Here is a 22,232-nt window from a genome sequence, read left to right as displayed (position 1 = left end):
GGCGACGGCGATGCCAACCTCTCTCATACGCCAGAGCAGCTTGTCGAAATGACCAATGGCTGCATCTGTTGCACGCTTCGCGACGATCTCTTGAAGGAAGTGCGGGCGCTCGCCGAGCAGGACCGTTTCGACTACTTGCTGATCGAGTCAACCGGTATCGCTGAGCCCCTCCTGTATGGCGGCCTTGTAAGTCGAGACGAAGTATTTCTGAGCCAGCCACCCTTGTAACCAGACACCAATGCCCTCGCAGGTAGATTTATTGCAGGGGGCATGTCTAAATGTTATGCGTTATTGGAGCCATATCCAAAAGTTATCGTCTAAGGGGGAGTGTCTGGCAGCACGCCGCTCGGTTGCCGAACGCTTGCAAGGTGTCACTGCCGCAATCCTCACCGCGGCCGGTGCATGCCTGCTTTTGTTCTCTCTGGCCATATTGCTGTGCTTATCACGTCCGGCCGATACCCCAAGGGCAAGATGATCTGCCGGAAACCGCAGCCTTCATCACCAACCCTACCTGCCTGAGATAATCGTCACCCTTCTCCGCCAGATGGCAACGCCACAAGTCCAGGGGGCTCCATCGCGACCAGCTAGACCGTTGCGCAGACCGACCGGCCACGCTTTGAGTAGTTTGGCTGTCGGCCGGTCCTAGTTTCGATGGTCAGAGGTTTCACAGCAGGATGTCGTGGTCACCGGTGAGGATTTTTCGGTAGCCGGTTTCCGTCATCCACTTTGCTCGCCTCAGATGATCTTCCCAACAATGGCGGGTGCGCTCAGGTTCGGCCACGGGGTCACGGTGAAGGACAATCCGAGCGACTTCCTGCCAGTCAGCGCCCTCCGCCTCGGCATCGGGAAGGCGCATATAGGTGACATAGTGCTGTTCATCGTAAGGGGTGATCCTGTCGGACCACGGCACTTCGTCAGCGACATCCGAGTCTAGCTCAGGCATTAGCTGTCCTCTCCTGAGTGCCTTTATAGCACCCAAAGCCGATTGGAAGTCTCCCGGCTACCGCGTCAGGTACGCGCTACCCTCTCAGAGCAGAGAATACACCGTTACGTCGTCAGCTCGCTCTTTTACGCCTTTGAAGGAAGCATGACGAAGCTTCCCGTCGGTGGATTCCAGTCATTCTAGTTTTCTCCTGATCTACTACACTCTTCTTCTGCGCGTGATCTGTCGCGGCGGTAGAAAAGCAGTGCCACCGCAATTGCGCCGGCGACCTCAAATTGGGTCAATGGTCATATCGAGCCAGCAGGGTATGGAGAATTGCGGATTAAACAGAGCTTCTGAGAAAGAGAGCAGGAACGCTATGACGAACGTGATGGCGAAGTGGGCCAGGCTACCCCACATGCTAAGTTCAACGCCACCGCCCTCCCCTCACCGGCTCCGGTCGCGATCCTTTTCCTGTGGCGGGCGAAGCTTAATGGTTTTCGCGACTTCGCGATCGCGCTGCTGCTCTTTCTGCCGATCGCGGCCGCGTTCCTCGCGGTCGTTCTCGCCAACATCGCGGCCGGTGTTGGCGCTGGCTACGCGCGCTGCGTCGATGGTTCGATTGTTCGAGGTTTTGTTGAGGGTCCCCTGCTCCGCAACGTGGTCGCGGCCGGCAGCGGACTTTGTCTCGAGGGCCGTTGATTTCCGATTGTCCTGGCCGCGATCCTTCTCCTTCGCCACGCGCGCATCCAGCTGCAGGCCGACAACTTTGCCAATAACCTTGGTGGCCTGCTCAAAGATGATCCGATCGGCAGGGTTCGCGATTTTTGCGGCAACGCTGATCGCCGTTTGCGCCAAAGCCTCCTTGGCGGCCTTTGCCTGTCCAGTGTTGATGGGTGTGGATCGCAACATGTGGTCTTGACCTTTCTCTTGAGTGGGATCCCTGCCCTCGCGAATTGCAACTTCTAGCCGATTATACTCCCGTCGAAGTGCGACGGACAGGTCTTGGCTAAGCTCCCGGGCTGTACTCGGCGCTGTTTTGTCCTTCGCCAGCCCCTCGAGCATATCAATAACCCGGGTGATAGATCTTTTAGTCTGGTCGAATTTTTCTCTCGCCATTTCCAGTTTTGGGGCTGTCGGCGTGTCGCGGACCTTTGACATGACCTTTTCAATAACGTTGCCCGGTGCAGTCGCACCCATCCGCCGGAACATTTCCCATTCCCATCTTTTGACGGGAGGAGGCCCTGCCCTCTCGATGCGCTTTTGTCTGTCGATCGCAATTCCCCGATCGCGGGCCTTGTCAGCAAAACGGAGCCGCCATTCGGTAAAATCTCGGATGTTAGGGTTGAGCATCTTCCCGCCGGCGTTGCGCAATGAGACGATGACATGGAGGTGCGGGTGCTTTTGCATGTCGTGCCGGTTGTGAACGGCATAGGCGTATCGGTGCCCTGCGAATTGCTCTTTCAAGAAATCCCGGCCGGCCAGGATGAATTGATCCCGATCGACATTGGCGGGGCCGGACAGCAACAAGTGCATGAAATCACGAGGCTGGCGCGTTTGCATGAGCGCGGCAACAGTTTTCCCTTCGGTCGTGATTTCCTTGTGATCCTTGGTCGTGATTTGGCGACGCTCGTTTGATCGCTCATAGGTCCCGCTTTTTCCCACGCGCCGCTGGATATGGGTTTTGGTCGACAGGGTGACTTCTGCGCCGTCGCGCTGCATGGCATGCAAGGTTGCCGTCAGTCCTTTGGGACCTGATGCAAAGTCGACGGGATAACGGGAAATCGGATTGATGCCCTTCTTGCGCAAGGCACTGTCTAGACGGGCATCGATGGCGTGAATGTCGTTGAGCTCGGCCGGGATCCGATTGTCGCTGGTCCGGTCGGCTCGGCTTTTCTTTTCATGAGCGATGACAAGGGCCAGGTGGAGCCGGGTCTGTCCGTTGACGCCGGCGCTCACACTGAATGCGTATGTTCGATCGGTGTCGCCGGCGTGACGGAACCCCTCCCCTGCCAATGAGTCCAGGGCTCGAGCGACACTTTCGCAATCCGTGTTTTCAAGCTCATAGCTGAAGCGGACGATATCCTTGCTGCCTTTTCGGTTGCCGAATTCTCGCTCCCACTCCCTGACAGCTCGGTTCAGATCCGAAACTTCACGGCCGTCCTGGTCGTGGGCACGTTCTTCTTTGCTTTGATAGGCAAGAACGTTCCGGGCCGATCCAGAGCCAGCACCGTAGGACAGAACCTTGACGACGACGGCATTGTTGCCAGTTGCTCGGCTGAGGGCGGTAGCGGCGGCGCTGTGCGCGTTCGGTGCCTTGGGAGCGCGGCGCGCTCCGCCCCCTCCCCCGCCACCGCGGCGGCGGAGCTCGTCGTCTATCAGCTCGAAATATGTCGGTAGCCGTCGCTCTTCCGGTCTAGACCCCTGGCGACTCTTGAACAGGTCGTTCATCGTGCTGTCGAATTAGTTCCTCGATATACGTCGATGGTCTCACAAAAGCGGTGTCACGAATAGAGTCGAGTGCGCTCATCACTTCATTGAGTTTCGCCATTATGGCTTTCGCCGCTTCATCCTGCCTATCTTCATTCTCGGCTAAAAAGTCTTCATTGTGAAATGCCAACTCACGCAGAAACTGATGCATGTTCGCCAATTGCTTGTCGTGTTCGTCAAGCATGGCTGGTACATTCATGATCTCTCTGATCACGATCAACTTTGCGACCAAGTTGATGGACAAATTCAGTCGGCTCGCCAATGCGTCGACATTTGCCAACACATGCTCTGGCAGCCGAAACATAACGGCTGGCTGCCGCATGAAGTCAGAACCCCCTCTCCGACAAGGCTTCATCGATCAGGCGGTGGAGTGCCTTATTGGGATCCTTCCCCGCATCGACAGCGTATTTGAAAACGCGGAGCATCATTTCATCATCAAAGAATAATGAAACGCGGCGCGTTACGGCTTTGGACTTGGGCGTCGGCGACTGCGTCTTTCGTGGCGGCGGCGTGCTTGCGGCTTTTGGTTTCGGCGTCGTTTTCGATGACCCATCTGGCGAACTCATAGCCTGATCGGTGGGCTCAGCTTTTTCGGCGGGCGCAGGCGCCGGCGTAGCGCGCCTCGCCTTTTCGATCGTGACATCGGTCGGCATGAAAGCGACAGCGGCGTCATCGTCGGCAACGGGTTCTGCCGCCTGAAACCTTGATGAAGCCATGCTAACGATGTTGCCTACAACGGGTTCGCGTTCCTTGGGTGCTTTGGACATCAGGCGTTACTCGCTTTCTTCTGGTCCGGTTCCTCGGAAGCAAGAAGGTTGATGAATTCGTTGTTGACCATTTTGATCGAGTCGATTGAGTCCAGAACGCTTTCCGACGCGCGGATACGTGCCGAAGGTGTGAGTTTAGGATTGTTCTGGATAGTTTCCAGCTTGGTATAGAGCGAACCATACCCAGCCACGACGTCACTATAATGGTTGCTCTTCTTGACCATTGACTTGACTATCGGAATCTTGCCGTAGTTCAGGATTTTGATCACCTCCCCTAACGACCGATTCGATTTTAGGGCGATCATGTCGACGTTGTTCCACATTGCCGCATACGGGATGCGGCGACCGCCTCGTTTCTTTGATATCTCTTCAAGGATATTTGCCACGTTGATCGCCTGGGTCGCTGAGGTGGGCTCCAGAATGATCGGGATGATGACGGCGTCGCATTCTTCATAGACGTCGACGGCGCGGCCGTGCACGTAGCCACCAACGTCAAACACACGAATGTCGGCGGTCGGGGCCGATTTTATTTTCACATGGAAGTCATCCTCGGACGAAATCTGCACATGTGAGATCCGTCCATCATCAGGAAGCATCTTCCGCTTTTTTGACACTTCGTACCAACGGGTCGCCGTCTGCTGGTCGTCGCAATCAACCAGTTGAGTGCGGTGTCCCTGCTGGGCAAATTCAGCGGCCAGGTTGATGCACAACGTTGTCTTGCCGGCTCCACCCTTGAAAGTCGATATGGCGAGTGAAAGAGGTTGCATCGCTGATCCTTGTGTTCACGCTCTGGTTTGATCCCGCTCATGGATAATGAGCCTAGCTTCACCCTACCCCTCAACGATTAACAAGTGGCAAAGTGGCAGTCGCGACGATTGCCAGATGTCGCGTCGTAGCGACTGCCATTGTGGCAGGATGGCAGTCGTAAAGGCGTAGCGTCGTCCATAATGCACGTATGCCAGTTGTGCAATCGCGGCGTTGTAGCGTTGTGGCGACTGCCATTCTGGCAGTTATCGCGTCGTAGCGTTGTCCATTGTGCCAATATGTCAGAGTGGCATTGTGGCAATATGTCAGAGTGGCATTATGACAGTATGACAAGGAGGCAGAATGGCAGTCGTAGCGACGTAGCGATGTGCATTATGGACGACGCTACGTCTGCCAGTAGTGCCGGCTGTTTTGGCTCCGACTTCGGCTAGTTTTAGCACCGCACTCCACCTTTCCCTTACCGGCCAATAAACGCCCGTACAGCGCGGAAGGAGCAGGCCGCGCGACGTGCCTCAGCGGTCTGGCCCGAATGAGAGGCCATTCCGATTTCCAGCTAACTCAAAACAGCGAAGCGCACTCGCCCCTCGGGCGAAACGGCTGGCGGTATNCCGCCAGCCTATCCTGCCATTATAGGCCGTGCGGAACGATCCGTCGTGCCCAAGCCCCCAATGCTGTTGCGAGTCCTCGGACATAGCAATAGCGATCACACGGCGCAGCCTGTGATCCGGGGCGCAGGAACAGCACGTCGGATCGTTCCGCACGGCCTATAATGCTGAAGCGAGCCGTCCTCGTGAGTGCGTTGAGGTGGACCTGAACCGGAGGGAAAGGACACCGATGGAGCGCACGAAGGATGAGACGGCGAGCACACCGCAGGAGAGCAAGAGCCGACGAAGCGTAGCCCGAAAAATGAGGGCGAAGCGGAGGCTCAGGCTCGCTCTCCGTATTGTTTTGGGAAGTCGCGGCAGCGTCAATCTAACGGCCCGAAAGGCCGGGCGGGTGTTTACCCGCACCCGATAGGAGAGGGGAGTTTGAGGGGAGAGGCGGCTAGTCTCTCCTCTCAAATCGTCCCGCAGCCTCGATGGCAAGGGGCGATAGAAGGGACGCAAAAGATGGTGAGAGGACATTGCCCTCTCACCTGAAGACTCCTTACAGACCCAACTCATCAAGAAGCGCTTCGATTTCGGGCGACCGTTCAGCCTCGTGAGGCTCGAAGTAGCTGTCGGGAAGATCGCCCTCGGCGTGATCGCAAGCAGTGCAGATGATTGTGTGGTTGCGATCGATGGAGCCTGCCTCGCAAGTCTCCCAGTAGCGCTCGAAGGCATCTCCACCGCAATGCGGGCATTCGATGACCTCCACGTCATCGTCGAGGTCGATGCCACCAGGCTCGATGCAGCCGCCGTACACTCTAGTCATGATGATCTCCTTCTTTGTCTATGACGCAAGTCGTCGACGCAGAACCGACGAGCGGGTCAAGGATCGCGCAGCGACCGGCGGAGCCGGCGAGCGGGGGAGCCGATTTTCTGACGCCGGCGCGAAGCGGCCCGAGCAAAGCGAGGGCAGGCGGCTGAAAATCGGGGGAACCGCGATGTCCTTGAGGCGGGAGGAGGGCCAGTAGAATAGGCCGTCATAGAGAGAGAACCACGCCCGCGCCAAGCGGGCGTGTCCGTATCCGGCCGGTAGGCCGGTCAGGGGGGCGGGCTGCGTGGCTGAGGGGAGGCCGCGCCGGAGGCGCGGGGTCCGCGAGCCCGCCCCCCTTTTACTTGAGCGAAGCGAAAGGAAAGAAATGGCCGGCAGGCCGGCAATGACGAGGGAAGACCCGTCTCGAGGAGGCGACATAAGAAAAAGGGCCTCTGCTCGGGGCGAGCAGAAGCCCTGTAATAATGACGCCGCAAGATAATCCTCCGGGGTCAGGCCGAGTCGCGCCAGGACGGCGATTGGATCGGCAATGCATTCGTCCTGCCAATCCGGCCTGGTCGCATGCATTTTTCAAATGTGCAGAGAGCCTGCGGCAAAATCGACGAGGGGTGTGGAAAGCCGACGGTATAGTTAGCCCCGTCGATGATCGTCACTGACGGGCTGTAGCGAGGCGAGCGCTAAGGATAAACGCCATACCGCCTCAGATAGAGCAGCAAGTCCGGTGTAAGAACAAGGTTCCCAAGCTGCTCCTGAGCGAACCAGCCAATGTCTGCGGCATCGTCGCCAGCGATCGCCTCGCCGCCGATCCTCTCGGCAAGGAAATCATGGATCTCATAGACGCCACCGTCGCCGTCCGGCACATCAAGTTGCTCCAACTCCCTCACAACGCGGACAGCCAGTCCTGTCTCTTCAGGGACTTCGCGTATGACGGCTTGTTCCAGGGTCTCCCCGGGCTCCACGCGGCCGCCGGGGAGTGTCCAGCACCCCTGGTCGGGTGGATGAGCGCGCTGGACCAGCAGGAAGCGCGTGTCTTCATCAAGGACCACGGCGCTCGCCGCCAAGATGGCATTTTTGCGGGTCATCGTCGTCTCCACTTCGATATCGATGGCCTTCAAGCGTTGCTATATACCTGACTTGGAGCGCCGCTCGGTGACGGCGGCAAGTATCGCGGTCAACAATGCAAGCAGCGCGGCCCCGAGCATCACGCTTAAGAGCGTTTCGACCGCGTCCGCCCCGTCCAGAAACAGGCCTGCAACCGACACAATCACCGCGCCGCCGCCAATGGACATGGCGGCGGCGAGTCCGGCGGCAGTGCCGGCAAGACGCTCGCGCACCGACATCGCGCCCATGTTTGCGGCAGGCATGGTCAAGCCGTTGCCGATGCCGATGAACATGCAGGGACCAAAGAATGCGAGCGCATGCGTGACGCCCGTTGTCGCCAGAATGAGGCCAACCGACAATCCGGCGCAAGTCAGGAGGCGAGCCGATATCAAGAGCGCGCCGCGTGGTATTTTGGACCCGATGCGGCCGGTAAGGTAGCTTCCGCAAATGAAGCCTGCGGGAACCATACCCATATAGAGACCAAGTATTGCGTTTGGCCCGCCAATGGCGATAGGCGCGCCAGCCAATATGTACAGTGTTCCGGTCGAGAACCCCATGCAAAGGACGTAGGCCCAAAAGCGGATCGACCCTAGAAGTTGTCGGTACGCACTGAGATATGTCCCGGTCGGCTTGGACGATAGCGACCCAGTTTCTTTCAGCTCCCGCATCGAATGAAACAGGACGGCTACGCCAAGGAGCGCGAGAACGACGAAGATCATTCGCCAGCCGAGTAGCTCATCCACAACTCCGCCAAAGGTCGGGCCGAGCATCGGCGCGAGTGCCCATGCCATCGCTGCATACCCCATTCTGCTTGCGCCTTCATGGTCGGCGGATGTTTCCTTGATCGCCACGAGCGCAACCGAAAAGCAGGCGGCGATTCCAGCTTGCGCTGCGCGGAAGACAAGAAAGACCGTGATATTGGGCGCAAGCGCGCATCCGACCGAAGCGACGATGAACAGGACGATCGAGACCAGCGCAACAGGCCTGCGCCGAAAGCGATCCGAAATGGCGCCGGAGATAAGTTCGACCAGAGCGGTGACGATAGCATAGCCAGCGACAGCGAGATTGATCAGCGCGGGATCGGCTTTGAATTCGCCTGCGATGTTCGGCAGCGAGGGCGAGATGACGTTCACAGGAAGCACTGAGAGCGCCGACAGCGCGACCAGAATGGCAAAGCGCGATGAGGTAGTCCTGCAGGCTGGGTCTTCTTGGGTTGTTTGTGGCTTTGAAGACAGGGAGCGCTCGTCGCGGGTCATCGTCGGTCCTTGGTCGGTAAGAATTTGGGAGACTGACGGGGGACGCCGCAACGCGGGCATAAAAAAAGGCCCCGTCAGGAGCCTGCTTACCGCGCATGGGTGCTTTCGCCGGGCAGCTATGCCGCCCTGCCCATGCGCCTTCCTACCACGACAACAACCGTCTGAATGTTCATGGCGATATTGCTAGCTGGGAACCGGCTTGCGGTCAACTTGGTTGATTCCTGACCGCAGAGATGTCTGTTGAAAATCGTTCCGTCTGATTGCTGATCTCAACAGCGCAAAGCAGCGCCTCCGTTTCCCTTCATGGCCCAAATCCACAATGCTCCTACCGCCTCACCACAAAAGGAGCATGACAATGGTTGAGCGGGCTCATACACATGTTCTACGGATTCTACGGAAGACAGCGGCAACAGGCGATCCTGGCCGCTGGTCACGGAGTTCTTGGACCATTTGCGCAAGACGGGCGTTGCTGAAGGCTACCTTCAGGAGTTCCCCGGGCCGGTAAAGCACTTGCTGATCTGGCTCGACAATAACGATATAGGTCTCGAAGCGATCGACGGCGACGTGGTGCGCCGGTTCCTGACACATAGCTGCGAAGGTCCGCGACCGGCCGGCGAGCATTATCAAACGCGCCATTTGCACAAGCCGGCGTTCAACGGCCGCATCTTCCACTTCGTGCAGTTTCTGGAAGTAAGCGGCCGGATCGACAACCCTCAGGACATATGAATATGGCTGCCGCCACTTCGTGATCTGGCTTCATCAGCATCGAATACCGCTCGCCGCCATCGACGAAACGGTCCTTCGGCGGTTCGCCACGCACGAGTGCATCTGTCCCGGCACGTTCGTGCACAAAGCGGAACGCAATCGCGACTACCAGTTCCGGATCGAGCGCTTCGTGCGCTTCCTCATCACGAATGGCGTGCTCTCGAGCGTGGCATCCAAGAATGCCGCCGGAGCCGATGATCTGCGGGACTTTCGTGGTTGGCTGCGTCGGCACCGTGGCATCGGAGAAAGCACTATCCTTGACCATGTCCGGGCAGTCACCCGACTGCGGCAGCAACTCGGCAACGATCCCGCAGGCTACGATGCGGCGCTGATCAACCGGGTGATGCTTGAGAAGCTGAAATCCGTGTCGCGCGTCGGCGCCCAGCAGATGTGCGGCTCCCTGCGAATGTATCTGCGGTTCCCGCTGTGCGGGGAGCGAGGGAGCCGATTTTCTGGCGCCTTCGCGAAGCGGCCCGAGCCGAGGCGAGGGCAGGCGGCGGAAAATCGGGGGAACCGCTCATCCTTGAGGCGCAAGGAGAGGGAAGTACACTGGAACATCATGGAGAGAGGGGAAGCACGCCCGCGACAAGCGGGCGTGTGCATATCCGGCCGGCAGGCCGGTCATAGCGAGCGATCAGCCAGTTGATGCGGGTGGAAAGGAAGAAGCCTCGCCCTGTGCAGGGCGAGGCATCGCCGGTCATTGCGGCTTGTTGTCGTTGTCGGCCTTGCGATCAAACCCCAGCTGGTAGCTGATCTCCAGCTTGGCGATGAACGGAAGCGACAGTGCGGCGGAAATCTTCAGCTGGCCCTTACGGGACAGTTTGGCGATTTGCCGATTGATGTAGCGGCGAAGACGGCGACCGGTTTTCTGGCAGAAGCTTACGAGCGTTTTTATGAGGTAGATCCTCCAAAGTGGTTGTGCGCAATCGCGTAGCTCGAAGACCGATGGAACGGCCAAGCAGCACCGCGCAGCGGTCGGAACGAAGCGCGGCGGAGAGGAGAACCCGAAGGGTTGCGCTTGGACGGGCCAAGGGTATCGTGCGCAGCGTTAGGATTGCGAACAGCCACTTTGGAGATGCCGGGGAAACGCGGGCTTCGTAGCCCGAGGTGGCCTGCCGCTACATCAATCGGCAAATCGCCATTGGCCGCCAGGCCGATCTCCGTCGACCTGTTGCTGTAGCGGACGTGAATGAAGCTATGATCGTTTTGACGGCCGACAACGACAACAAGCCGCAATGACCGGTAGCCCCGTCAATACCGGGCTTATCTATATCGATCAGCGCGAGCGGTCGCGGTCGGAAGATTTCGGAGGAGCGAGTTTGAAAGTCTTGGCAGGTGCGTCCTCCTGAACGCGTTGCGTTTTGTCATCGCTAGGATTTTTGCCACAGTCTGATTTGCTTTTGGCGGGGATCGCATGTTCGATCCACACGTTCACGCGATCATTGGATTGCGGCGTCTTCGGAAAGTTTTTCGCGTCAACGGCGTGAATACCGCGAGCATTGGCGACAAGCGCGGTGTTGTAGCTGACGGTCAGGACTTGCCCCTTGATTTCGTCGCCTTGCTTGGGGAACTGGATTTCCGGCTTGCCCAGCATCCGGAGCGCCTGCGCGGTCATGCTGGTGATACGGCCGAGTGCGGGGTGATTGCGATCTTTGTTGATCTGGTGAGCCTGCAGCAGACGTTTCGCGAAGTCCTTGCCATCGCCAACGGTCGCCTTGGCCAAGAAATCACGCGTTTCGCTTGCAGCCGGCCACATCGTTTCGCGGTCGAGCTCGAAACCGCGCTCCTTGGCGAACTGGTGCATGAATACGCCGATCGTGCGGGTATTGCCTTCTCGAAAGGCGTGAGCCTGCCAGACGTTGCTGATCAGCTTGGTAAAGTGAGCCGCGGATTGAGCCTTGTTGTTGTCGTCCCAGCGGAACCTGCCGAGATCCTTTGTATCGCGATCGAGCAGCTGCTTCATGTCCTTGTGATCACCATAGGAGACCGAATGGCCGCCGAGTACCGCTTCTGGCTTTGACATGTTGTAAATGCGCTGTTGGCCGGCCCAGGGATAGACATCAGCGAAGATTCGGCGATGAATTTCCATGAGGTGTTCGGTATCGAAATTGCCCTTCACCGGGTTCCTCGCAAGATCGCGGAGAGCTTTCTTCGTGGTGATCTGCTCACGCAGATCAAGCGAATCCTGATCGCGCGCGCCGAATTTGTTGATCAGTACCGATGTGCCGGGATAGCAATAGGGGTCTTGAGAGGACATGGTCACCGAATAATCGAACTAGAACAATCAGATGCGATCTGAATCGCTTCACGTCCCGCGGTCAATATTGCCGTGGGGATCGTCCTCGAAATTCTGGTCGTGAAAGAAAAAGCGGCCGATCAGGCCGCTTTTGAGCGTTTGTAGGCGAGGTAGCGATCGCCGACGGCGAAGGCGTCGTCCAAGGTCAGGACGCCGTGCTCCTCGAGCGCGGAGAGGAATTCCTCGAACGGGCCGAGTTCGTTGCCAGAGCCGCGCATGATGGCGAGGCTGCCGCGATCGTCGTCATCGAGCATTGCCTGACGATGACGCGAAAACACGTCGAGGTCGCCGGTCTGGAAGAAGGCATTGATCACCGCGTCGGCTTGTTCGCGCGTGGTGATGATGTCGGGAACATTGTCGAGCATGGCGCCTCTCTTTCGGCGCTCAATATAGACATTTCTGCCATGATTTTCAACGTTTTGCAGCCTGTTGACGGGCATTGCGAGCACTCCTTTCGGTTGTTTGAGGGGCACCGACGCAGAAACCCCCGCCCTTGCGGGCGGGGGTTTTTACAGAGCGGGCCGATTAGTTCGCCGGCGGGTTCCAGATCATGACGTATTCGCCTTCCTTGCCACCGGGGGCCGGTGCGATGTTGGCGTAGAGGGTGCCGAACTCGGGGGCGCGAAGCGAGACGGAGATGTATTCGGCTCCGGTGCGCTGCGAGGTGCGGACCCAGGCTGCGCCGAGTTCGAAGCCGTTGCGGGATGCGACCACGCGGTAGTCGGGTTCCTGGCTTTCGTCGCTGCGCTTGGCGTTTTCGACGATCGAAATCGGGCAGCGGATCGCGAGGGTGGCGAGGGTGCCGGTGAAGCCTTTTTCGTTGGCGGTGAGGCGAGCGATGGTGGCGGACATTGCGGTTCTCCTTAGCTGATCGGGATCATTCCCGTGAACGCCCCATGACAAAGCGCCAGACGGCGGACTGGTCACGACGGGATTTATCCCGGAGCTTGACCCATGCCTGTGCCAGCGGGGGAGGGGGATCACCCACCCGAAGGGCGGCGCGCCTGCGCGCCGTGATCGCGCAGCGATTATGGGGAACCCCCCGCTGGCTTGCCCTTTAGGGTCAGGCGTGGGTTGACCCGGCCGACGGCGGCGGTTCGAATAAGGGGCGTCACTGGGGATGAATTCGGATTAGACACGGAGAACGTTGTCTCCGCTCCTCGTGTTTGCCTCTCAACGGAAGGGCCGTAGGACGGGCCCGGCTTTCGCCGATCTCAGCTAGCGGCCGGTGTGTGGCCGAAGCACCATGCTGTCCGGGCACAGGTCACGGTTCAAAGGGGGTCGCATTTCGCTGGCGATCGATCTGCGCGACTGTGTCTGCCTTCCGCCCCTGCGCCGGTTCGCAGAATCCTGCTCATTCCGTGTTTCCCGTGAATCAGCCTCGCCAGCATCGTTGCGACGGCCATGGCCTGAAGCATGGCGATGTCTCCCCGATCTGGGATCCTTGCGACTGGAGTCCGCTTGAACCATATGGCCGAAAGCGCGGGGCTTGCTGGGACCTCAAACGCCCGAATTGTATCGTACGAAACAATTTGGCCTCATGATGAAGATCAATCCGACGAAGAAAACCTATAACGGGCTCGAGCATGCCTATGCGGTGTTCAATGCGGAATTTCGGGGACGTGCCGTCGTGCCTCATAACCATGCCGCGGGTGAAAAAGGCCTACGGCTATTTCGCCGGCGGTCGTTTCGGCTCGAAGGACGGCGCGCTCGTGACCGACTGAATCGCGCTGAACCCCTCGCAGTTCAGCGTTCGCACGACAGAACAGAGCCTTTCGACTCGCGCATGAGATGGTGCATCTGTGGCAGCACCATTTCGGCAAGCCGTCGCGCGGCGGCTATCACAACCGCGAATGGGCGGAGAAAATGCATTCCGTGGGGCTCGCTCCGTCATCGACCGGAGAGCCTGGCGGCAAAAAGACCTGGCAGCGTGTCACGCACTACATTGCACAGGGAGGACCTTTCCGGACCGTTTTTGCCAAGCTGGAGAAGGAAGGCTTCGACGCGCTCTATGTCGAGTTGTGGGACGACGCGAAAAAGCAGGCGGCGCGTCGCAAGAAGGCGGCGAGCAAGACATGCTATACCTGTCCGTCATGCGGTCTGAATGCGTGGGCGAAGCCCAATGTCCGGCTGATGTGTGCGGAATGCGTTCTTGACCTTGAACCTCCACCGCCCGATGAAGACGCCGATGACAAAGAGGAGCCGGAGGGCGATATGGCCATCGGCCAGGAGATCGACGGCTTGGCTGTGGCTTAGCCGGGGCATTGATAGCCCCGGCGATTGTAGGAGGGCGTCGATCACGACGCCTTCCTGTTGCCGATGCGCTTAACCGGGATACCGAGGGCGCGAGCCTTGTCGACCAGGTTCTCGGTGATGCCAGTGCCCGGGCAGGCGATGACGCCGATCGGCATCGTGTCGAGCAGGGCATCGTTGCGCTTGAAGGGGGCAGCCTTGCGATTCGCCTTCCAATCGGGCTTGAAGGCCACCTGAGTGACGCTACGGGCGTCGGCCCATTTGGCGGCGATGAGTTCAGCGCCGGACGGTGTGCCGCCGTGCAGCAGGATCATGTCCGGGTACTTTTCGCGGGTCTGGTCGAGCACCTGCCAGATGGCGTCATAGTCCTGATAGTCGCCGCCAGTGAAGGCAATGCGCGTTCCGGCCGGGCAATGGGTTTCGATCTCGGAACGGCGCTTGGCGGAAATGAAGTTGCGGCTATCGATGACGGTGGCGGTCAGGGCGCGGTGCGAGACCTTGGAACCAGTGCGAGGCAGCCAAGCGGAACCGGTTTCAACGCGGTAGTGTTCGGCGGCGACATCGCGCATCGCCTCGAAGGCGTTGCGGCATTCGGTGAGCGAGAAGCCTTCCGCGACCAGCCTTTCCAGTTCGACGCTCTTCACCTCGGAGCCGTCCTGTTCGGCAAGCGCGGTGCGTTGACGGCCTTCGTTGTCGTCAAGGCGCTTCTGCGTGTGGGAGAGGCGGCGATGAAAGAGGTTGACGACGGACCAGAGCACTTCTTCGGCTTCGTCCTCGAGGCGGGTTCCGGAGAAGATCGACTGGATCGCGTCGACCATGGTCGCGACGCCTCCTTCAACGGCGTCTGCATCGGGGAGGGGACGGAAGTCGGGTTCGTCGGAGTGGGGGCGGACGCCGTAGAGCGCGAGTTCGTCGAGGAGGGCGGCGGTTGGGCTGGACGTGGGAGCAAGGTGCTGCGACATGGTTCGGTCCTTTTGTTGTGGCCAGCTCGGCCTGGGATGAGGCGATATCAACCCTCAGGAGACCGCCGCGCACCCGAAGGGCCGCAGCGCAGCGAAGGACGCCGTCACGCAAAAAATTGTTGCGCGAGGAGCCGGGCTTGCCCGGCGGGGAATTTTTTGCAGGTGGCGGCGTTGCGGGGCGGTCGAGGGCGCCTCTGCGCCCGACCCGGAGGGTTATGTCGCGAACTCATCCAGGCCGTGCGGCCCACTGCTTTACCGGGCCGGTTCCCGCCGCGCCTGTTTCCTTTCAGACCTTCGCCAGATCGAGGATACGGGCATTGTCGAAGGCGGCTTGCAGCCGGGCTCGAAGTGCGATGAGACCGTCTTCGCGAAGATCGTCGTTGAAGTCGTTGCGCACCGGCAATAGGTCGAAAACAGCGATCCCGAGATCTTCGGAACGCTGACGAAGCAGCTGCGCGGCCTGCACGCCGGCGTTATCATTATCGCGGGCGATCCAGAGACGTTTGATGTGCGCTGGTGGCATGAACTGGCCGAGATGCGTTGCCGTCAGGCAGGAAGCGAGGGGAAGGAGTGGAAAGGCCGTGCCTATGGAAAGCACCGTCTCCATGCCTTCGCCGGCAATGAGATCGACGGACCCGGAGCCGTGCTGAAACCGCACGGCATGGCCTGCAAGGTTGCCGATCACGCGCTTGGGCGCTGCGATCGATGCGAGGCGCGGCTGCAATGGGTCCAGCCATGTTCGAGAGCAACCAGTGACCAGGCCTGCATTGTCGGTGATCGCGGCAAGCAGGGCAGGAAGCTGACGGCTTTGTCCGGTTTCGTCGCGGAAGTAGACGGCGTGATGATACCGCAGTGCCGGTCCGAAGCGGGCGATACCACGGTAGCGCAAATAACGCTCCGCAAGCGTGTCTTGCACCGGGCGCCCGATGGCAAACAGCTTGCGTGCTGCGAGGGAACGATCCGAGTCCGATGTGTTGCCGTTGTGCGCAACGGCGCGCTGCACTGAACCGATATCGGGCCGTCCGAGAAAGCGCCGGGCTTCGCAAAAGACGGCTCCCCATGTAGGCAAGGGCAGTTGCTCCCCGATGATATCGAGAAGATCGCCATACTCGCCGGTGGCGTGGTCCGTCCAAAGGCCGGGGCGGCGGCCGGCCGATTGATTCAGTCGCACGGCAAGGCTTTGCCCGGGATCGCCATGCTTGTTGCCGACGATCCAGTAATTGCCGATCTTTCGACCGGCAGGGAGCCAGGACCGGCAGAATTCTTCGGCGTGCTCGGCGAGGGCGCGTGAGATTTCGGAGGCATTGTTCATCATGCTACCTCCGAATGGTCGACCATCCGGTAGCGCTCAAGCAGTCTGTCGAGCACGCCCGGATTGTTGGCGGGTATGAACAGCCGGGTTGACCATGAAATGATCTCAGTGAAGCAACCGAGAGCCTTGAGCGCGGGCAGCGCCGAAGCGGAATGGCCGGTGATTTCAAGGCGAAGCTCACCCATGACGCGGGAGCGTTTCAGGGTGAGACCGCCGGAAATATCGACCGTAGCACCGCGTTCCATGACGGCTTCGAGCATTTCGGCCGGCGTCATATCCACGGTGGCGTCGATGCCAAGTGAGCGGTAGACCGATGAAAGCTGGTCCGTCGTCACCAGTCGGCCGAGGATGCGTTCGCCTTCATTGGTTTCGAGGCGATAGACACGGCAGTTTTCGTCGGGAATCCTGTTCCAGATTGGCAACAGAAGGCCGGAGATCAGCGTGAGGCGACGCGTCGAAAACTGAGGTATCTGCGACACCTCGTCCGACCAGGCGTGCTCGAATTCGGCGTCGGTCGCCGGATTCCAGTGTGAAAGCTCTAGTTCCGCCTCGAAAAGCTTTTCGCGATGCATGGGCCGAGTGAGCTGCACGCGACGGATTGGCGTTCCATCTTCATCCATGACGCTCGGGGCCGATTGCATCAATGCGGCGCGACCGGACTTCGCATTGACCAGCAAACTGGCCGAACGATCCGAAGCGGCGATCTGACGAACCGTGTCGAGCAAGAACGGCTTGTTCCGGGTCGTCTCGTTGATGCTCAGCGCCAGTGTGGTCGCGCCGCTGGCCACATGCTGATGGATGACTCGGCGTTCGATGACATCGAAGCGCTCCGCGGTGAGTGTTTCGAGGCCGACATCGAGAGTGCCAGCGCGCAGCGCGTCATCGATGATCTTGTCGAGCAGCATTTCGAATGTCTCAAAGATGGCATTCTGCATGTCGATCGTGAGCGCGAGGCAACGATTGAGGAATTGCGAGATCGGCGGCAACTCGTCGAGCAGGCAACCTGCAGAATCGACGATGTTCAGGGCGGTCATGTCGATGAAGTAGGTCAATGAGCAGGCATCGACCTTGCCGCGAACGAGATTGGAGAAGAACTGCCGCAGCGCTGCGCGCGCATAGGGGCTTTCCAGATTGTCTTCGGGCCGGAACATGCCTTGCCCCCCAGTCTGGCGCTGACCCTTGGTGATCGCACCGAGGGTATCGAGCCGACGGGCAATGGTGGAAAGGAAGCGCTTCTCACCCTTGACGTTGGTGGCGCAGGGCCGGAAGAGCGGCGGTTGCGCCTGATTGGTCCGGTGAGTGCGCCCGAGGCCCTGGATGGCGTTGTCAGCGCGCCAGCCGGGTTCGAGAAGGTAGTGTACGCGCAACCGCTGATTTTTTACGGTGAGGTCCGCATGATAGGAGCGGCCGGTACCGCCGGCGTCGGAGAAGACGAGGATACGCTTGGCATCATCCATGAAGACCCGCGCCTCGCTGAGATTTGCGGACCCTGGGCGGCGTTCGACGGCGAGACGACCATCAGATGTCCGGACGATGCGGCGCGTGCGGCCGGTTACCTCGGCGACGCGGTCTTTTCCGAAATGCCAGAGAACCTGGTCGAGCGCGCCGTGTACTGGGGGGAGAGCGCAAAGATGTTCAATCAGGCGGTCGCGTCGTTCGAGAGCTTCGCGGCACTGGATGGGGTTGCCGTCTGCATCGAGAGCAGGCTTTGAGCGGAGATTTCCGTCCTCGTCAGTGTAAGGCTCGAAAAGCTGCGTCGGGAAGGAATGGGCGAGGTAGTCGATGACATACTCGCGGGGCGTGATGTCGAGCGACAAATCGTTCCATTCCGAGGCCGGGATTTCTGCAAGCCGACGATCGAGCAGGGCTTCGCTTGTCGAGACGATCTGGATCACAGCCGAGTGACCGGAGGCAAGGTCCTCTTCGATAGCCTTGATCAGTGACGGGCACTTCATGGCCGTGATAAGATGATTGAAGAAGCGCTGCTTGTTGCTTTCGAAGGCGCTGCGAGCCGCTGATTTCGCCTGCCTGTTAAGGGTGCCTTCATCCGATGTGATGCCGGAGGCAAGAAGCGCCTGTTCCAGATTCTGGTGGATGACCTGGAATACACCGGCATAGTCGTCATAGATCGCACGCTGCGCATCCGTGAGCTCGTGGACGAGCATTTCATATTCGACGCCTTCGAAGGAGATTGAGCGGGCGATGTAGAGGCCAAGGGCCTTGAGATCGCGCGAGATCACCTCCATGGCGGCGATACCGCCAGATTCCATGGCGCCGACGAAATCGGCACGGGATGCGAAGGGAAAGTCGCCAGTGGCCCAAAGGCCGAGGCGGCTGGCATAGGCCAGGTTGGAAACGGTTGTCGCTCCGGTGGCTGAGACGTAAACGACGCGAGCGTCGGGGACGGCGTTCTGTAGGCGAAGGCCGGCAAGGCCCTGCTCGGAGGGTTTCTTTTCGCCGCGTTCGCCCTTGTCGCCGGCGGCATTGGCCATTGCATGGGCTTCATCGAATGCGATCACGCCGTCGAAATCCTGGCCAAGCCAGTCGATCAGCTGCTGGAGGCGGCTTGCCTTCAAGTTGCCGTCGCCGTCCTGACGTTCGGCAGTCCGCATTGTGGCGTAGGTGACAAAGAGAATGCCCTGCTCGAGCTTGATGGGCGCGCCCTGGCGAAAGCGGGCGAGCGGCACGATGTCGGATGCAGCGCCGCCAATAGCGGTCCAGTCGCGGACGGCATCCTCGATCAGCTTGTCGGATTTGGAGATCCACACGGCACGCCGGCGACCCTTGAGAAAGTTGTCCATGATCACGCCGGCGACCTGGCGACCCTTGCCGCACCCGGTTCCGTCCCCGAGATACCAGCCACGGCGGACCCTGAAGGCGTTGTCGGCGTCTTCGGGCGCGGCCTTCAGCTGGTCATATGTGTCATTGACTGTGTAGGTGCCCGACAGGTGCGCGCTGTGCGCCTCGCCGGCATAGACCACGCTCTCGATCTGGGCATCGGAAAGAGCCCCGGTTGCAATGAGGGATTTCGGCAAGGTCGGCCGATAATAGGGGAGAGGAGGCGCAATCGACGCCATTGCGGCCGATTGAACGAGAGCGGTCGGATGTGCGACGGCGCCGACAATATTTATAGCCTGAACGCGATAGGGCTCGTAGAGGCCGGCCGGCTGCGTCGGTGTGTCGGAACTGTCGGCGCGAGGCTCATAGACGACGTCTCCGACTTCGGCCTTGTCGAGAGGGTGTCGAGCTGCTTCTGCTGCCGCCGCACGGGCCTGGGCGCGTGCCTTGTCGCGCAAGGCCATGATGGTCACAGCCGGCTTTGTCGTCCGGAGCGATACAGCGGATGGGGTGATGGCGAGGCTGCGGGCGGGAACGCCGTTGGCGACGCGCGTCAGCAGCTCAGCGCACGAAACGGCTGGCTGCGTATGCAGCGCGGCAGCCGCTCCGGAGTTGGCCCCCTTGTCGATCACGGTGAGACGGGTTTCGAAGGTGGTGCCGTGACTGGCGTAGACCCGGCCTGAGATCGCAGAGCTGAAGTGAATGGTGGCGCGGTCCTCGATCGACCGGAAGAAATCACCCCATTGGCTGGAGCCAGGGGCGAAGTTCGAACCTGAGATCATGACAAGGCGCCCGCCAACGGAAAGGCGAGCGAGCGCGGAGCGGACGTGCTGCATGGTCGCGGCACGGAATCGGCCTTCGACGTTCGGCGCGGCCGAAAACGGCGGGTTCATCAGCACGATTGTGGGGGAAAGCGAGGCATCGAGCCGGTCATGGATGGTGGCGGCGTCGTGACGGGTGACATCTGCCTCGAAAATGTCGCCGAGGAGCTGCGCGCGATCGTCAGCAAGTTCGTTGAGAGCAAGATCGGAGCCTGCGATGCGTGCGAAGCAGGCGAGCGTGCCCGTGCCGGCGGACGGCTCGAGGACGAGATCATCGGCCGAGAGACCGGCGGCATGGGCAGCGACGAAGGCAAGGGGCAGCGGCGTCGAGAATTGCTGCAGGCGCTGCGATTCCTCGGAACGGCGGGTTTGAGTGGGAACAAGCGCGGAGATCCGCTCAACCATCGCCAGTTCGGCGGCCGGATCGGCTGCCTGACGGCGAATGCGCGAGCCGTATTTGAGCATGAAGAGGATCTGCGCGCATTCGAGCGCTTCGTAGGCGTCCTTCCAGACCCATGCACCATTGGCGTCTGTGTCGCCATAGGCGGATTCGACGGCATTGCGCAGCATGTCCGTCGTGATGGCCTTGCCGGTTTCGAGAAAGGGAAGAAGGGCGCGCGCCGCCGCGAGGAGCGGGGCGGCAGCGAGCTGAGCGTTGAGGGGAATGGAGCCGATATGGCTGAAGGGGACGTTCATGAAGGCCTCCGGGTTTCAGGGAAAGCTCCCGGCGGCTCTCTTTGGCCGCGGGAAGGCTTGCCCTTCCCGGCCTGCCTCTAACTCTCAGCCGAAGCGTCGGCCTGTCGCAGTGAAGGTGTAGCCGTTGGCGATGATGGTCTCGTCCACGGCTTCATCAGACGAGATGTTGTCGTATTCCTGCTCGAGCTGGCGGTAGAGCCAGCGCGCCAGGTCCCGCAACGCTTCGATAATCACATCCTCTGCATCGCCGGCGACGTCCTGATAGGTCGGGCTGTCGCGCTCGACCGAAACGGACATGCAATATTCGTGGTAATAGTGGCCACGATGCACAGTTTCCGCTTTGAGCTGATAGAAATTTCGACGCTGCACGCGTTGCAGGGTGTCGGCGATGCGGTGCAGTCTTTCGTCGAGCGGCGCGTGAGCGCGGATTTTGTGGACGCAGTCCTTGGCATAGGCGTAGTACGCCTCGAAACAGGCGCCGTCGCCCTGGCTCCAGAAGCCAGAGAACCAGATACGGGGATCCGATCGCGATTGTCCGCTCATCAGTTGAACGGGACGGGTCTTGAGGCGAATGCCGAGGATGGCGCAGATGGTCTCGAAATCATCATAGACGAATTCGAACCAGTCATAATCGAAGCCGTTCTCCCTGTACCAGGCGCGCGCGATTTCCTTGGCCGCGTCGGACAGTTCGTCGAGGCGATACACTGTGGTCTCGATGACATCAGGCATTGGCTTTTCCTCCATGGCGGGGCACGAGCACGATCGAACGGGCCGCAACGTTGAAAACGAGTTTGTCCGGGCTGGAGGGATCGACCTCGCAAGTGCCGTAAGCCTGCTCCAGGCAGTCATAGGCCATGCGCTCGATCGCATGAGGGATTGACAGCTCGAGGGGGATAGGGTCCGGCAATCCCCATTGCGGAATTGAGAGGGTGATGGGTCCCTGGGGGAGCCGCGTTGATCGATCGTCGGAAATGAGCGCTAATTGCTCGATGCGGCCGTCATCGTCGTCTGGGTCGACGGCGACGATAATGAGAGAGATGCGCGCTGCGGCGAGCGCTTCGAATAGCGCGGCGCGGTTTGGGGAACGCATCTTGGCGGAGAGGACACGATACGCGGCCAAATTTGCATCGTATCTGGCAAGCGCTTCGTCCAACGCGGCGTCACGCGCCGGCGCGCGCGGTAGCAGGGCTATCGCTGACATGGGGCAGGCCTCCGGAGAGCGGGATGAAGGGGAACCGGCGGGCGCTCTCTTTTCGACCGCGCCGGTCCGACCTCTTTCCGGCCTGCCTCTTGCTCTCGATATCGCGTGGGGAGGAGGGCGCCGTCAGGCGCCCGTTTCGTCGGGCGTAACGCCTGGTCTGGAATAGGTGGCTTCAAGCGAAGCGACCATGATGGCCGCCTGCGTGATCGCTCCGACAGAAGGCGGGCCAAGGTAAAGTTTAGTGGGCTCGCAGAGTTGGCCCTTTTCGCAGCTTCGGGCCGTGTGTGGACGCCCCCGGGAATGCAAGTGATTTCTTTCACTTTGGCGATGAGCAATGCGGTCGAGTTCCGTCGCGTGTCCGGCCTCATAAT

The 22,232-nt window shown here is 60.0% G+C and carries 21 protein-coding genes and 1 pseudogene; 4 read left to right on the top strand and 18 right to left on the bottom strand.

Annotation, left to right across the window (positions count from 1 at the left end; translation table 11 throughout):
- Window positions 1-3 precede the first annotated feature (3 nt).
- A pseudogene (locus X738_RS85300) lies at window positions 4-171 on the top strand (GTP-binding protein); the annotation flags it as partial.
- A gap of 493 nt (window positions 172-664) precedes the next feature.
- Here the strand turns inward: X738_RS85300 and X738_RS72695 are convergent.
- The 8 genes from X738_RS72695 to X738_RS72660 form a co-directional block, all read right to left on the bottom strand.
- Window positions 665-943, bottom strand: a complete 279-nt coding sequence (locus tag X738_RS72695; protein ID WP_023802443.1) for a DNA -binding domain-containing protein — start codon at window positions 941-943, stop codon at window positions 665-667.
- A gap of 426 nt (window positions 944-1,369) precedes the next feature.
- On the bottom strand, window positions 1,370-3,373 hold the full coding sequence (locus tag X738_RS72690) for a relaxase/mobilization nuclease domain-containing protein (protein WP_023802441.1): 2,004 nt from the start codon (window positions 3,371-3,373) through the stop codon (window positions 1,370-1,372).
- Window positions 3,339-3,734 (bottom strand): hypothetical protein, encoded by a 396-nt coding sequence (locus X738_RS72685; RefSeq protein WP_023802440.1) that lies wholly within the window; start codon window positions 3,732-3,734, stop codon window positions 3,339-3,341. The genes X738_RS72690 and X738_RS72685 overlap by 35 nt, the downstream gene beginning before the upstream one ends.
- A gap of 4 nt (window positions 3,735-3,738) precedes the next feature.
- Window positions 3,739-4,179, bottom strand: a complete 441-nt coding sequence (locus tag X738_RS72680) for a hypothetical protein (protein ID WP_023802439.1) — start codon at window positions 4,177-4,179, stop codon at window positions 3,739-3,741.
- Complete coding sequence (locus X738_RS72675; RefSeq protein WP_023802438.1) at window positions 4,179-4,946, bottom strand: ParA family protein; 768 nt, start codon at window positions 4,944-4,946, stop codon at window positions 4,179-4,181. Before X738_RS72675 ends, X738_RS72680 begins: the two co-directional genes overlap by 1 nt.
- 1,144 nt (window positions 4,947-6,090) lie before the next feature.
- A complete protein-coding gene (locus X738_RS72670; protein ID WP_156942694.1) occupies window positions 6,091-6,357 on the bottom strand; it encodes a hypothetical protein in 267 nt (88 codons plus the stop codon).
- A gap of 680 nt (window positions 6,358-7,037) precedes the next feature.
- Complete coding sequence (locus X738_RS0143430; protein ID WP_198032893.1) at window positions 7,038-7,475, bottom strand: NUDIX hydrolase; 438 nt, start codon at window positions 7,473-7,475, stop codon at window positions 7,038-7,040.
- Window positions 7,476-7,481: 6 nt separating this feature from the next.
- Window positions 7,482-8,717, bottom strand: coding sequence for an MFS transporter (locus X738_RS72660; RefSeq protein WP_031256312.1), 1,236 nt, complete (start codon window positions 8,715-8,717; stop codon window positions 7,482-7,484).
- A 450-nt stretch (window positions 8,718-9,167) separates the two neighbouring features.
- Between X738_RS72660 and X738_RS72655 the strand changes: the two genes are divergently transcribed.
- Together X738_RS72655 and X738_RS81170 are read left to right on the top strand one after the other, a co-directional pair.
- The gene (locus X738_RS72655) at window positions 9,168-9,443 is read left to right on the top strand and encodes a hypothetical protein (protein WP_198032892.1); all 276 of its coding nucleotides are present in this window, start codon (window positions 9,168-9,170) and stop codon (window positions 9,441-9,443) included.
- 19 nt (window positions 9,444-9,462) lie between these two features.
- The gene (locus X738_RS81170; protein WP_023802431.1) at window positions 9,463-10,128 is read left to right on the top strand and encodes a hypothetical protein; all 666 of its coding nucleotides are present in this window, start codon (window positions 9,463-9,465) and stop codon (window positions 10,126-10,128) included.
- 51 nt (window positions 10,129-10,179) lie between these two features.
- Here the strand turns inward: X738_RS81170 and X738_RS72645 are convergent, their stop codons facing one another.
- The 4 genes from X738_RS72645 to X738_RS72630 form a co-directional block, all read right to left on the bottom strand.
- Complete coding sequence (locus X738_RS72645; protein WP_023802430.1) at window positions 10,180-10,440, bottom strand: hypothetical protein; 261 nt, start codon at window positions 10,438-10,440, stop codon at window positions 10,180-10,182.
- Window positions 10,441-10,758: 318 nt separating this feature from the next.
- Window positions 10,759-11,739 (bottom strand): Fic/DOC family protein, encoded by a 981-nt coding sequence (locus tag X738_RS72640; protein ID WP_031256311.1) that lies wholly within the window; start codon window positions 11,737-11,739, stop codon window positions 10,759-10,761.
- A gap of 119 nt (window positions 11,740-11,858) precedes the next feature.
- Window positions 11,859-12,143, bottom strand: a complete 285-nt coding sequence (locus tag X738_RS72635; protein ID WP_156942693.1) for a hypothetical protein — start codon at window positions 12,141-12,143, stop codon at window positions 11,859-11,861.
- A 160-nt stretch (window positions 12,144-12,303) separates the two neighbouring features.
- Window positions 12,304-12,630: a DUF736 domain-containing protein gene (locus X738_RS72630; RefSeq protein ID WP_023802426.1), complete on the bottom strand. Its 327-nt coding sequence runs from the start codon at window positions 12,628-12,630 to the stop codon at window positions 12,304-12,306.
- Window positions 12,631-13,569: 939 nt separating this feature from the next.
- Between X738_RS72630 and X738_RS86360 the strand changes: the two genes are divergently transcribed.
- Window positions 13,570-14,034, top strand: a complete 465-nt coding sequence (locus X738_RS86360) for a hypothetical protein (RefSeq protein WP_023802424.1) — start codon at window positions 13,570-13,572, stop codon at window positions 14,032-14,034.
- A gap of 41 nt (window positions 14,035-14,075) precedes the next feature.
- Here X738_RS86360 and X738_RS72620 read toward each other — a convergent pair whose 3' ends face one another.
- The 6 genes from X738_RS72620 to X738_RS86680 all read right to left on the bottom strand — a co-directional run.
- Complete coding sequence (locus X738_RS72620) at window positions 14,076-14,993, bottom strand: DUF2493 domain-containing protein (RefSeq protein ID WP_031256306.1); 918 nt, start codon at window positions 14,991-14,993, stop codon at window positions 14,076-14,078.
- A 286-nt stretch (window positions 14,994-15,279) separates the two neighbouring features.
- A complete protein-coding gene (locus X738_RS72615) occupies window positions 15,280-16,308 on the bottom strand; it encodes a DUF7146 domain-containing protein (RefSeq protein ID WP_031256304.1) in 1,029 nt (342 codons plus the stop codon).
- Window positions 16,305-20,660: a strawberry notch-like NTP hydrolase domain-containing protein gene (locus X738_RS72610; RefSeq protein WP_023802421.1), complete on the bottom strand. Its 4,356-nt coding sequence runs from the start codon at window positions 20,658-20,660 to the stop codon at window positions 16,305-16,307. The genes X738_RS72615 and X738_RS72610 overlap by 4 nt, the downstream gene beginning before the upstream one ends.
- Before the next feature lie 84 nt (window positions 20,661-20,744).
- Entirely contained in the window at window positions 20,745-21,389 is a 645-nt protein-coding gene (locus tag X738_RS72605) for a hypothetical protein (protein ID WP_023802420.1), read from the bottom strand.
- Window positions 21,382-21,861: a DUF6878 family protein gene (locus tag X738_RS0143420; RefSeq protein WP_023802419.1), complete on the bottom strand. Its 480-nt coding sequence runs from the start codon at window positions 21,859-21,861 to the stop codon at window positions 21,382-21,384. Before X738_RS0143420 ends, X738_RS72605 begins: the two co-directional genes overlap by 8 nt.
- A 123-nt stretch (window positions 21,862-21,984) precedes the next feature.
- A partial coding sequence (locus X738_RS86680; RefSeq protein WP_210163895.1) for a hypothetical protein occupies window positions 21,985-22,232 on the bottom strand: 248 nt, incomplete at its 5' end.

Origin of the sequence: Mesorhizobium sp. L48C026A00 (genome assembly GCF_000502375.1) — a bacterium.
Lineage (GTDB): Bacteria > Pseudomonadota > Alphaproteobacteria > Rhizobiales > Rhizobiaceae > Mesorhizobium > Mesorhizobium muleiense.
The sequence above is the reverse complement of the archived record's forward strand: the minus strand, read 5'-3'. Positions and strand labels throughout refer to the sequence as shown.